The organism is Undibacterium sp. KW1 (genome assembly GCF_009937955.1).
Lineage (GTDB): Bacteria > Pseudomonadota > Gammaproteobacteria > Burkholderiales > Burkholderiaceae_D > Undibacterium.
In genome coordinates, this window is sequence record NZ_AP018439.1 from 3951317 (window position 1) to 3964021 (window position 12705).

The following is a 12705-nucleotide window of genomic DNA, read 5'->3' on the forward strand; positions in this document are numbered from 1 at the left end:
ATGCACGTAAAACCTTTTTCACTGATACTCCCGGCCTTGCTAGGTCAGGCTTATAGCCATGCAGTGATGGCGCAAAGCACGACACAAAATGACTTACCGTTAATTGAAGTCAAGGCTCAGTCCAGGCCAGCAGCTACCCAGGTAAGCGGCGCCAGCAAAACCAATGGCATTTTGCTGGAAACCCCACAGTCGATATCCGTCGTCAACAATGAAGACTTGCGCGACCGTGCCGTCAACAGCAGCAAGGACGCACTGGCCTATACGCCCGGCATTATCGCCGGGCAAGGCGAAGGCCGCCGTGATGAATTTTATATACGTGGCTTTTACTCCCCACGGGAAACCCTGCTCGATGGCATGCGTGACGACAGCCTGTATTTCCGCGATCTTGCCACCACCGACAAACTCGAAGTCATCAAGGGTGCCACGGCAGCTTTATATGGACGTGGCGCAGCCGGGGGCCTGATCAACCGCATTACCAAAAAACCGCAGGCAAAACAGGACAATGAAATTTCACTGGCTCTGGGTTCGAACAGCCAGCGCAGGCTCAGCATTGATACAGGTGAGGCCCTGAGCAATGAGCTCAATGCGCGCCTGATTGCTGCCTATGACGCGGGTGACAGTTACCGCAATATTGTTGATCATAAGCGCACGCTGCTGGCACCATCGCTGTCTTGGAATATCAGCCCGCAAACCAGCTTGCTGCTGCAGACGGAAATACAGCGCGAAGACCACACACCTGACCGTGGCATACCATCGGTGAATGGACGTGCCGTGGCGGTTGATGCCAGCACTTTTTATGGTGAAAAATTTGACTTCACCAAAACCAATAGTGATCTTTTTAAAGCCAGGCTGGAACACAAATTCAATCAGCAACTCAGCCTGGTCAACAACCTGCAATACAGTCAGACTGATCTCGATGGTGTGAACACCCGCAACCGGCGCGTGAATGCAAACAATACCGTGTCACGCCAGATTACCTATTTCCCCATACAGCAAAATAACCTGATCAACCAGACTGAACTGACTTACGCCATCGGTAATCACCTGTTGCTGGCTGGCCTGGAATTATCCCAGCAAAAGCGCGATTCCCTGGTCAGGCAGACCGGCACGGCTTACCCTGTGGATTTATACCGCCCCCAGCAATTGCTGGCCGCTCCTGACTTCAGGGCTTTGCCTGTGGCCATAGACAGCCGCTTCAATGCCGACACCACTGCCCTGTACCTGCAGGATCAGATTGCCTTGACGAATGAATGGGACATACTGCTCGGTGGCCGCTTTGACCAGTTCAAGCAAAAGCAAACCAACAGGCTGCTCAACAATGTCGTCAGTGAACGTACCGATAATCTGTTCTCACCACGCATGGGGCTGGTGTATAAAATCACGCCGCAACAGTCTGCCTATGCCACGATCAGTCGCTCACATCAGCCTGCCGGTGGTGACTTGCTGTACACAGGCAGTAATCCCTTGAGCCAGGTCAAGCCCTTGAAGACAGACCTGCAGGAAATCGGTTTAAAGCAAGAGTGGCTGGATAAACGCCTGTACACCAGCATCGCCTTGTTCAGGGTGGAGCAAAGCAATCAATTGACTGCTGATCCAACTGACCTGACAGGTTTGCGTCAGTTGCAAATTGGCCGTCAGCGCAACCAGGGGCTGGAGCTTGAACTGCAGGGACAACTGTTCAGCGCTACCCAGGTCAATGCCAGTTACACCTACAACGATGCCAAGATACTCGCATCCAACGATATACGCATAGGTAACCGCGCAGAAATGACACCGACGCACAACGCCAGCCTGTGGTTAAAGCAAAGTTTCAGCAAGAACTGGAGTGCTGGTGCAGGCATCATTGCCCATAGCGAGCAGTATGCACTGACTGATAATACGGTACGTCTGCCGGGTTACGCCCGGGTCGATCTGGCACTGACTTATATGCAGGCCCGTTATGACATTACCCTGAAACTCAATAACCTCGGCAATACCCGCTATATGGAGTCAGCCAACAATAATGTGCAGATACAGCCTGGTGCACCTTTCAATGCTTATCTGGTGTTGAATACACGCTTCTAAGTGCGAGGGACTTGAACACAGCTCCATAGCAATACTAGCCGGGTGCATCGCGCATCCGGCTTTTTTTATTTGTTCTTGCGCTTGCGCCACATGCGCCAGCCTGTCAGCATCAAAACCAGTGGAACCAGGCCAAAGCATGAAATGAATATCCTGCCCGGCACGCCAAAGGCGATGCCGCTATGCAGGGGAAACAACCAGGTCAGAAAGCGGTCGCCAGCCTGCCCCTGCAGCGGATCGGCAACCCTGATGATGCGGCCAGTGCCGGCATCTACACTGACCCTGCTGGCACCATCGCCGCTATGCATTTCCTGAGGCTGGCGCAAACGGATTTCATACACGGCAGCAGAAGCCGATGGCAAACCCAGGCGCGAAATTCTGGCATGTGGGAATACGCCTTGTGCTATCAGCATGGCTTGTGCAGCAGTGATGTGCTGGCCAGGAAACACATGTGCATCCCCCTGCTTGCGTGCCTCTGTGACTGGTAATACTTTGCCTATGACGGGCAATATCCATTGTGGCTGATTGAAATAGGCACCAGAAAATCCCAGCAGGAGGAGCACAGGCAAGGCAAAAAATCCCAGCATGCGGTGCAGGCGAAAATTGATAGCAGCCGGAGTTGCCGTCAGATTGACTGTCAGTGCCTGGCGCAAGGCTTTCCAGTTGGGTTTGGGCAGCCATAAAAACAGGCCAATAAGCGACATCAGCACGAGCATGATGCCGCTGACTGCGATCACGGTCTTGCCGGTATCACCCAGTAAAACATAACGGTGCAAGTGATACAGGCTAGGTATCAGCAAGCTTACTGAGATGCCGTATTGCCCCCAGTTGCGTTCACCTTTCACTTCCAGCGTGAGCGGGTCAAGCATGACCTGGCGTGACCAGTCCTGGCTAAACGCAGACTTGCCGGTAGCTGCTCTGGCAGGATACCAGGCAGTAATGACATCTGCCGTAGTGGCAGGCAGCATCAATTGCCTGGGCTTGCCATAAGCGGGATTGGCTGTCAGTATATCCAGCGCAGCCTGTACCATTTCTGGCTCGATGGGTTCAGCAGTGTAAGTTTGCCGTCCAGTGCTGAACAGGGCTGGATTGAGTGCGTGATCAAGCTCATGCATCCAGCAGATAATGCTGCCAGTGAGCCCCAATAGCACGAATAGACTGCCAAACGTGAGCGCCAGCCACAAATGCAAACGCCGCAATACCGTGCGTGCCGACTTAGGCAACATAAACAGTCCCGAAATAGCGACTATTTGAGATCATGTGAAACTGGGATTTGCAGGTAAACATCGTGAATATCCAGACTGAGAAAAAATGGCTGGCTATTCTTGGGGAAACAGGAAAATGCTGGCTGTAGTGGGGGCTGCTTATTGAATGGCACCAGATAGCAGCGCTGCCATTATCTTATCTAAAACAGCCAGGCAGATCAATGATAGTTAAGGGCTAACAGCCGCGATGCGGCTAAACACCATCGCATTCAAGTCTGCCTGACCACCAGCATGGTCTGCAAGACCTCGGACTCGACCGGCTCTTCATTGATGAGGCCAAGGATTTTCTTGGCGAGCAGGATGCCGCCATCGCGCAGGTATTGGTGCACGCTGGTGAGTGCAGGGATAAAGCTGGCAGCGCCGGGGGTGTCGTCGTAGCCAATGACGGATACCTGTCCGGGCACGCTCATGTCTGCTTCGGTAATTGCCCGTATCGCGCCCATGGCCAGCAAGTCGCTGGCGGCGAAGACGGCGTCGAAGGCTTTGTCTTTTTTATCCAGGTAGGCAGACATGCAGTCAAACCCGGCTTCAAAGGTAAACGCCTTGGGGCGCAGGATGGTGACGGCATGTTGCTGTTCACCCAGGGCTTCCATGAAACCGGCGCAACGTTCCTGCACTTCGGCGTGGTCAATGTCACCGATGAACAAGAGTTTGCGCCGCCCTTGCTGGACAAAACGCTCAGCCACGCTGGCACCGCCCTTGCGGTTATCGCTACCAACGACGATGCCGGGCTGGTTGGCATCTGGCGCGCCCCAGATGACCAGCGGCAGGCCGGAACGTTGCAAGCGATGCACAGCCTCCCCATGGGAGCCCTGTCCCAGCAAGATCATGCCATCAGCACCTTGTACAGGTGGCGTGTCTATGAGTTGCATGGAAGTCAGCACCACGCTATAGCCTGCCGTCGTCAGCTCCTGCGTGATGCCGCCCAATAATTCCAGCGGATAAGGGTCAGACATGGGCCTGTCATTGGCAGGCGTCATCTCCACCACCACGGCGACAGAATGGCTGCGGCCCAGGCGCAAATTGCGGGCGCTGACGTTAAAGCGGTAGCCCTGCTCTTCTGCAATCTTGCGGATTTTTTCGCGCGTCTCTACCGTCACCAGCGGGCTGTTACGCAAGGCACGCGACACCGTAATGGTCGAAACCCCGGCAATGGCTGCCAGGTGTTCCATCGTTACCCCGGATTCGGGATGAGGTGTGCTGCGCTTTTTTGCCGACATGCAAAGACCTTATAAACAATTGCCAGGTGTAGAAATTTCGGGTGCAGTGATTTCAGCTTCGGGCAAACTCAGCACGATGTCTGGCTTAGCCCCTGTGAAACTGATTATTTCCCGCGCATTATGACAGAGCTTGTTTGGCTGCGATATATCCACCACCGACTCTGCGCAAAGTGAACACCCCCTTCTCCTCTATCGCTGCCGCACAACACAGGGGCAAATCTGGCAAAAACATGTCAGAAATTTTGCGGTGCTCATGCCAGCATCTGTACTGGCAAGTTAGTCAGCGTTTCATTTCCCATTGGAAATTTTTGTATTTTTAACCAATAGATTTATCTGTGTCGAATAAATGACATCGATAACATTTCAATTGACATCGATAACATTTATTGTTTCAATGGGCTTGTTTTTACATCTCGTCACTTGAGTACCAGGGAAACAGGCCACACAAAAAACCAGGCCAGACTCATTTAGGAAGTGGCAAGAGGCAACAATGCGTATCATGGAAAATGGACGTATTGCCCTTGAACGGATGTTAGGAACGACAAACTTTAATAATATTCAGGAGCACAACATGAACTGCAACAAGCCTTTCCGCTTGTCGGCGATTACTATCGCCATGATGACATTATTGAGCCAGGCCCAGGCACAGGTCGCCAGCAATCCAGAAACCAATGCCGCCACTACCGCTAATACCACTGCGCCAGCCAAGGCAGATGAAGTCCAGCAAATCGTCGTGACAGGTAATGCCCGCAAAGGTGGCCAGCGCAAGATCGATGCGTCTTATTCCATCACGACTGCGAATGAAGAACAACTGAAACAGGCGGCCCCCAGCAGCACTGCCGACCTGCTGAAAATCGTGCCCGGCATTTACGCCGAATCCAGCGGCGGTAATGCCGGTGCCAATATAGGCGTACGTGGTTTCCCTATCGACGGTGATGCGCCGTTTGTGACCATACAAATGAATGGCTCGCCTTTGTTCCCGCCGCCTACCCTGTCTTTCCTGGAAGGTTCATCCTTGTTCCGTATTGATGACACGGTTGAGCGGGTAGAAGTCTTGCGTGGCGGCCCCAGCCCTATCTTCTCGAATGGACAGCCTGGTGCGACGATGAACTTCCTGCTCAAGAAAGGCCGTGATGTGGCAGAAGGCAGTTTGCGTGCGACTGTGGGCACGGGCAATCTGCGCCGTATTGATGGTTATTATGGCGGCAAGATTGCTGATGGCTGGTATGGCACCATAGGCGGATTTTACCGCGTAGCACAAGGCGTGCGTGACGGGCAATACCCGGCAGACGATGGCGGGCAAATCACTGCCAGTGTGACTAGGAAGCTGGACCAGGGCGAGCTGACTTTTTATGCGCGCACCGTCAATGACAAAAATACTTTCTATACTGGCGTGCCGCTGATCTCTGCCAGCTCTGCGGGCGGCAAGCCCAGCGCCTTCCCTGGCTTTGATCCTTTGACTGGTTCGCTGTACAGCAATGAATTACGCAATGTCGCTCTGGAAGTGGGCCCTGGCCAGGTTATCAATAAAGACCTGGCAAATGGCCGTGGCTTGCAGGCCAATCTGTTTGGCGTGGATTTCTCGCAAAGCATCAACGGCTGGAATATCAGCAACAAGCTCAATCATTTTTCTGGCGATGCACCTACCCTGGCAATCTTCACCGGTAATAGCCCGGTGAGCATGTCCAGCTATATCAATAGCGCTATCCTGTCTGCAAATGGCCAGGCCAATGTGGTGGCTGCGGCAGGTGGCAAGCAGGCGGTGTCGGGTACTGCGACTTATCTGAATGGTGGCACTACAGTAGCTGGTGACCAGCAAGTGATGTCAGCCGGTATCTGGTCGGTAGAAAAGAAACTGAGTTCTTTCACGGATGAATTACGTATCAGCAAAGAGATCGTCAAAGACCATACATTCACCGCCGGTCTGTATTACGCTGACTATTCGTCCAAGGACATGTGGTATCTTGGCAATAGCGTGCTGATGACAGCAACACCGAATGCCCGTCCTATCAATGTGCAGTTGAATAATGGCGTGGTCGTCAGCGGCAATGGCCATGATGGCGCATCCTTCTATACCTTGAATGAGAGTTTCTCGGCACAAAACACGGCGTTTTACCTCGCGGATGAATGGAAGATCAATGAGCGCATCCGCGTTGATGCTGGTGTACGTACCGAGAACCGCCGTTTGAATGGCGTTATCTCGAATCCAAAATCAGTGGATCTGGATAATAACCCGCTGACACTGTACAACAACAGCGCATCAGTGCTAAGTGGCAGCAATACACCGGTCGATCGTTCGGACAATGAAGTGTCTTATACCCTCGGTGGCAATTACAAGGTGTCAGAAAACTTCAGCATGTTTGCACGTCTTAATTCTGGCTTTGCCCTGCCACAGTTTGACACCATACGCGACAATGGCGTGAATGCACCGGTAACCAAGGTCAAGCAATATGAGATAGGTTTGAAAAGTGTGTCCGAGTACATCAGTGCTTACCTGACCTTCTTCCACAATACTTTCACAGGCCTGCCCTTCCAGCAATTCTTGGCAGATGGCCGCAATGTGAATGCGATAGGTGGCTCCAGCGGTTCTGGCCTGGAATTTGAAGTGGCTGCCCGCCCTGTCAAGAATTTCCAGATTTCACTGAGCGGTGCCTATCAGAAATCGAAGTATGAAAACTATGGCGCCAATACTGGCAATGAAGTGAAGCGTCAGCCTAAGTTGCAATTCCGCCTGTCACCAAGCTACCGCATCCCGCTCGACAATGGCGATATCAAGCTGTATGGCACCTATACCCATGTCGATGCACGCTTTGCCGATGCAGAAAACCAGCAATCGCTGCCCAAGTATTACACCCTGGATGCAGGCATCCTGGTGGGCTTGGGTGAAAACCTGGAATTCCGCCTGGCTGGCACCAACCTGACTAATCAACTCGGTCTGACGGAAGGTAATTCCCGCGTCATAGGCAGTGGTAGCAGCGTGGTCTTTGCCCGTCCTATCTTTGGTCGTGCGATTGAAGCGTCTGTGCTGTATCGCTTCTAAAAGCTAGCCTCTATTGATCGTTAAGCGTGGTCCTGCCCAGGGCCGCGCTTTTTCATTCAGGCGATCAGTTTTTGCACTTTCTCGACATCATCAAACAGGAAGAAGTGTCCGCCAGCAAATGTATGTATTTCAGGCGCATTCACAAAACACTCTGCCCAGGCCATGCCATCGGCCAGCGCTATTCGGTCATCTTGCCCCAGCAGCACTCGCACAGGTACATCATGCTGGCGCTGGCTGCCATGGACATAGGCTTCTGCTGCGCCTATGTCTGCGCGCAGGATAGGCTCAAATAATTCCATCAATTGCGGCTCTGCCAGCACTTCTGCTGAAATGCCTCCCATGCTTACTACCCACTCCAGAAATTGCTTGTGCGGCAGTTCTGCGTGATGCTGTAAAGCGCGGCTATGCGGTGCAGCAGCACCTGACAACACCAGTCTTTGTGGCAGGCGGGCACCCAGTTCCACCAGCCTGTCCAGCATGGCAAGCGCAAGATAGGCCCCCATGCTGTGTCCAAACAGAACATAAGGTTTGCCAGCGCTTGCACGCAAAGTAGGTTCGAGCAGGGCCGCTACCATCTCGGGTATGCTGTGCATCAAAGGCTGGCGCATATTACTGCCATGTCCCGGCGGGTCGAGTACCAGCCATTCATGCGCATGCTCACGCGACAGTTTTGCATAGCTATAGCTGCTGCCACCGGCGAATGGGTAGGCGATGATTTTCAATATACTATTCCTTTATCGGCGTTCTGAATATAATGCGGCACCAGTGAATATAACCTGTCTATGACCACGCACACAAACGATATGCAATTGAACCAGGCAGCAGCTATATGGGTAGCAAGGCTGGATCAATTGCGCTTACACCGGAGCGGCTTGCTCTCCCTGTTAAGCTCGGCAGAGCTAGTGCGCCACCAGCGCTATCTGCAACAAGACGACAGAGACCGGTATCTGGGTGGCCGTGCGCTGGTCAAGCTGGCCGTTGCAAAAATATGTGGCATTTCTCCAGGAGAAATATTTGTCGCCACCACAGCCACAGGCAAGCCTTTTGTCTTGATTCCTGACAAAAACATACGTGTTCCTGCCATCAGCATTTCTCACGCCGGTGACCTGGTTGTGGTGGCATTGCAATATGCTGCCGTTCTGGGTGTCGATGTGGAATTATTCAACCATGACGTGAACCTTGATGATTTGATGAGCGTGGTTTGCAGCGAAGAAGAAATTGCCGAGATCAATCTTGCCCCCCAAAAGAACAGGGCGAAAAAATTTTATGAAGTCTGGGTGCTAAAAGAGGCCTATCTGAAAGCGACGGGCGAAGGTCTGTCCGCCAATGCGCGGCGACTGGCATTCAGTGTGGATACCGCATCCAGGGTAAGCTTGTTGAGAAACCCCGAAGATGACAATGGAGGGGAATGGGATTTTGTGCTCAGGCAGCATGACGGGCAACATCTCATTGCATTGGCAAGCAGAAAAGCCAGATCCGGCGAGTGGCTTGAGCATGCATGCAAGACAGAAAAAAATATCCCTGCCTTTATAGATGCCGGTGATTTACTTGGGGAGTATTGTTCTCTGGAATGATGCCAGGTTCCTGACATCAGGCACATGACCCGGATGAGCCATGTGCTCTGCTACCTCTGTTACTGCAGGGAATTACTTCTTGATACTGAGAACGATGGAGCCTGTCCAGTTTGCACCGCCGTTTTCGACGAGGATGCTCAATACATTGGTGATCTCTGTCCATTCCATGGAAACTTTTGCGCCGCCGATATCAACGCCATCAGATTTCAAAGTGCCGTTTGGGTCAGACAGCAACTTGGTACGGTATGCAGGATCTTGTGCTGATTTTGCGATTGCAGATGCCAGTTGGTCATATAAATGTGCCATTTTTCTTACCCCTAGTTTACGTGGTTCAACGAAAATAATATCGGAATGAAACGAAACTCTATGCCACCCGTTTCAGCTTAAAATTTAGGCAGCGAAGGCAATAGTACACTTGCACAGAAATGATGTCTAGCTTTTAACAAAGCGCAAAAAAATATTATTATTTTTGCGTTGTTAAAAGTACGATTTGCGTCGAAATTACGTCTAGAATAGGCAGCATTTAGCTCACAAACTTTCCTGTCAGGATCATTATGCCGAATATAAAAACATTTACACCTGCTGGCCGCCTGGACAGCAATAATTCTGCCGCATTTGAGAAAGAAGTTCTGGCTGCCATTGAGGCTGGCGAAGTGCACATCCTCATCGATTTTTCTGAACTTGCCTATATCAGCAGCGCTGGTTTGCGCGTGATCTTGCTGACAGCCAAGAAAACCAAGGCAGCCAGCGGCAAGCTGGTCTTGTGCAGCCTGAATGAATCGATCAATGAAGTATTTCTGGTTAGTGGTTTTAATGCCATCCTGGATATACAGGCGAACAAGGATGCTGCACTGGCACGCTTCTGAATTCATCAAGCCGTCACAAAAAGCTCTCGCAATTTTTTTGCGAGAGCTTTTTACTTTTTACCGTCCTATCTGACAATCAGGCGTCTGCGGCTTCCATGATCGCCTGCGTCCACTCCGCAGCCCTTTCATAGGCGGTCGTTGTCACCGCTTCTTTCAGTTTAGGATCCGCATCCATCAACTCCATGAATTGCTGCCTGTCGAGACTGATGCAGGTACTATCGACCACCGCACGCACAGACCAGGTACGCGGTACCGGGCGTATCAGGGCCATTTCACCAAAGTAGTCGCCGTCATCGAGCATGCCCAGCGGCGTTTCTTTGTCACCTTCGAGCTTCACATAGTTTTCCAGTTTGCCACGGGCGACGATGTAGAACTTGCTACCAGGTTCGCCCTCTTCAAATACCGGTTTGCCTGCGGCAAAGGATTCTGACACCAGCGACTTCGAGAGTTTTTGCAAGACTTCGTCCGAGCATTCAGACAGGAAAGGGATGCCCCTGAGACGTTCTACAGATACGCTGGCCTTGCCGTCATCAGTAATCGTAAAGCCGCTTTGCTTGCGCCACAGCATGGCATAGCGGCCATCCTTGGCGAGTAGTTCTTCATGCGTGCCCGACTCCACCACCTGGCCTTTTTCCATGACGATGATGAGATCGTAATTGGTGATATGGGTAAAGCGGTGGGTAACAGACACTACGGTCCAGTCGGCAGAGATGGCATCGAGGGTCGCGCCTATCTCGGCTTCAGTATGAGCATCAAGTGCTGAAGTGGCTTCGTCCAGGAAAAGTATGCGTGGGTTGCGCAATAGCGCACGGGCTATGGCGATACGCTGGCGCTGTCCACCCGACAGGCTGCCGCCCTGGCTGCCGACTACGCTTTGGTAGCCATCCGGGAAAGTCTCTATCAGATCATGGATGCCAGCATTCTTGGCGGCGGCGACAATTTCTTCGTCTGTTGCATCCAGCCTGCCCATGCGTATGTTTTCTGCGATGCTGGTGTCGAACAAGGCTGTGTTTTGCAAGACCACGCTGGTTTGTGCGCGCAGCGATGCTTCTGTACCATCACGCAAGTCCACATTATCGAGCAAGATCTTGCCCTTGTTGGGATCATACAAGCGCATCAGCAAAGACAGTACCGTCGATTTACCGGAGCCGGAGCCACCGACGATGGCAACCGTCTTGCCCGCCGGGATTTCTATATCGACGCCTCGCAGGATGGGGTGATCAGCCTGATACGCAAATTCCACGCCTTGCAGTTTGAGGTTTTCCTGTATCGCTGGCAATGCCGTAGCTGTTGGGCTGTCTGGCAAGGCTGGTTGCGCACCCAGCAGTTTTTGAATGCGCGAATAACTGTTCATGCCCTGTACCAGCAAAGGGATGGCCTGGGTCAGGTTGTCGGTAGCTCCACCAATATTGAGCAGCAGGCCTATGAAGGCAATCAGCAAACCCGTAGTCAAAAAACCCATGACGGCCAGGATGGCACCAACACCGAGTACACCTATCTGCAAAAAACCGGCAGCGACATTGGTGGAGCGGCCTATCATGGAGGTAAAGAAATTGGCCCTGAAATCATCTTCCTGCAAACGCGTCAGCCTTTCACCGAATTGCTGTTCACGGTATTTGCTGAGATTGAAGGTGCGTATGGTCAGGTGGTTCAACAGGTTCTCTTGCACCAGGCCGGCATTGCCGGATTGCAGGTCATCGCGTGAACGGCCAAACTTGCGCGCACGTGGGCCGAATGGCTTGGGAGCAAAGGCAATCATGGGCATGAGTACCAGCGCCACCATGGCCAGCCGCCACTCAATGACAAATAGCAGGACCAGGCTGGTGACGATGGTCACCAGGCGCATGCAAAAACTGGGCAGGCCGCGCACCAGGGCGGTTTCTATCGCCATCACATCAGGGCCAAAGCAGGCAACGATGTCGCCTTGCGGTGTCTTGCTGAAGAAATCGGTCGATTGCTTCTGCAGATTGGCGAACATCCTTTCCTGCAAACTCTTGGAAATGCGGGAGCCTATGGTCGCCGTACCAAAATCCTGCATCAGCCCAGCCCCCGCATTGAGCAGGAAACCCACAGCCAGTATGCCCAGCAGCATTGCCAACAGAGGCATATCCTTGTTGACGATGGCCTTGTCGAAGATATAGCGGTAGCTTAAGGGCATGAGCAGATTAAAGCCTATCTGCACCAGCAAAGCCAATGCCACCAGGCTGGCCAGCATTCGATAGGTAAAGGCCAAACCCAGTGCCTGGCCGATGAAGCCCCAGAAACTGGTTTTATGCTCGCCGTCTGCGGGTTTACTGTTTTCTTTTTTGGGTGCTGCCGTTTGATCGCTCATGCTTGCTCCGGTTTAATTTACCCATGCCGACTGGCGTGCTGCCTTGCTGTCTCTGAATGTCTCTCAATGCGCTATCAATGTCGCTATGTATGCACTTAACAGATGTATCGTCGGATAATCCCAGACGATGGTCGATTCAATTTCTATGCCCAGCAAATCATCCAGCTCGACGATAAGGTCCATGACATTGATAGAATCCAGGCCCAGGCTGTTGAAAGGCATGTCGGGGTCTATGTCATTTTCGGCCTGTCCCATCAACTGAGCTACCCGCCTGATGAGCCAGTCTTCCAGTTGTTCTGCATTCCATGATTTTGTTGCCAGTTTTTCTGTCATTGTTTTTCCTGGAT

At 52.3% G+C, this 12705-nt stretch carries 10 protein-coding genes; 4 read left to right on the top strand and 6 right to left on the bottom strand.

Features of this window, described 5'->3' with window-relative positions:
• Complete coding sequence (locus tag UNDKW_RS17685) at window positions 1-2064, top strand: TonB-dependent siderophore receptor (RefSeq protein WP_232063027.1); 2064 nt, start codon at window positions 1-3, stop codon at window positions 2062-2064.
• 65 nt (window positions 2065-2129) lie between these two features.
• Here the strand turns inward: UNDKW_RS17685 and UNDKW_RS17690 are convergent, their stop codons facing one another.
• Together UNDKW_RS17690 and UNDKW_RS17695 are read right to left on the bottom strand one after the other, a co-directional pair.
• Window positions 2130-3287 carry a PepSY domain-containing protein gene (locus UNDKW_RS17690; protein WP_162059751.1) on the bottom strand — a complete coding sequence of 386 codons (1158 nt, stop codon included), beginning with the start codon at window positions 3285-3287 and terminating at the stop codon, window positions 2130-2132.
• A 248-nt stretch (window positions 3288-3535) separates the two neighbouring features.
• Window positions 3536-4546 (bottom strand): LacI family DNA-binding transcriptional regulator, encoded by a 1011-nt coding sequence (locus UNDKW_RS17695; RefSeq protein WP_232063028.1) that lies wholly within the window; start codon window positions 4544-4546, stop codon window positions 3536-3538.
• A gap of 571 nt (window positions 4547-5117) precedes the next feature.
• Between UNDKW_RS17695 and UNDKW_RS17700 the strand changes: the two genes are divergently transcribed.
• Entirely contained in the window at window positions 5118-7586 is a 2469-nt protein-coding gene (locus tag UNDKW_RS17700; protein WP_162059752.1) for a TonB-dependent siderophore receptor, read from the top strand.
• 56 nt (window positions 7587-7642) lie between these two features.
• On the opposite strand, the gene UNDKW_RS17705 is transcribed toward UNDKW_RS17700, so the two are convergent.
• Window positions 7643-8308 carry a thioesterase II family protein gene (locus tag UNDKW_RS17705; RefSeq protein WP_162059753.1) on the bottom strand — a complete coding sequence of 222 codons (666 nt, stop codon included), beginning with the start codon at window positions 8306-8308 and terminating at the stop codon, window positions 7643-7645.
• A gap of 60 nt (window positions 8309-8368) precedes the next feature.
• Here UNDKW_RS17705 and UNDKW_RS17710 point away from each other — a divergent pair, with 60 nt between their 5' ends.
• Window positions 8369-9160 (top strand): 4'-phosphopantetheinyl transferase superfamily protein, encoded by a 792-nt coding sequence (locus UNDKW_RS17710; protein ID WP_162059754.1) that lies wholly within the window; start codon window positions 8369-8371, stop codon window positions 9158-9160.
• Window positions 9161-9232: 72 nt separating this feature from the next.
• Here the strand turns inward: UNDKW_RS17710 and UNDKW_RS17715 are convergent, their stop codons facing one another.
• A complete protein-coding gene (locus tag UNDKW_RS17715) occupies window positions 9233-9466 on the bottom strand; it encodes a hypothetical protein (RefSeq protein ID WP_162042255.1) in 234 nt (77 codons plus the stop codon).
• 248 nt (window positions 9467-9714) lie between these two features.
• Between UNDKW_RS17715 and UNDKW_RS17720 the strand changes: the two genes are divergently transcribed.
• Window positions 9715-10026 carry an STAS domain-containing protein gene (locus tag UNDKW_RS17720; protein ID WP_162059755.1) on the top strand — a complete coding sequence of 104 codons (312 nt, stop codon included), beginning with the start codon at window positions 9715-9717 and terminating at the stop codon, window positions 10024-10026.
• A 76-nt stretch (window positions 10027-10102) separates the two neighbouring features.
• Here the strand turns inward: UNDKW_RS17720 and UNDKW_RS17725 are convergent, their stop codons facing one another.
• Entirely contained in the window at window positions 10103-12358 is a 2256-nt protein-coding gene (locus tag UNDKW_RS17725; RefSeq protein ID WP_162059756.1) for an ABC transporter transmembrane domain-containing protein, read from the bottom strand.
• 63 nt (window positions 12359-12421) lie between these two features.
• The gene (locus UNDKW_RS17730; protein ID WP_162059757.1) at window positions 12422-12691 is read right to left on the bottom strand and encodes an acyl carrier protein; all 270 of its coding nucleotides are present in this window, start codon (window positions 12689-12691) and stop codon (window positions 12422-12424) included.
• Window positions 12692-12705: the final 14 nt, after the last annotated feature.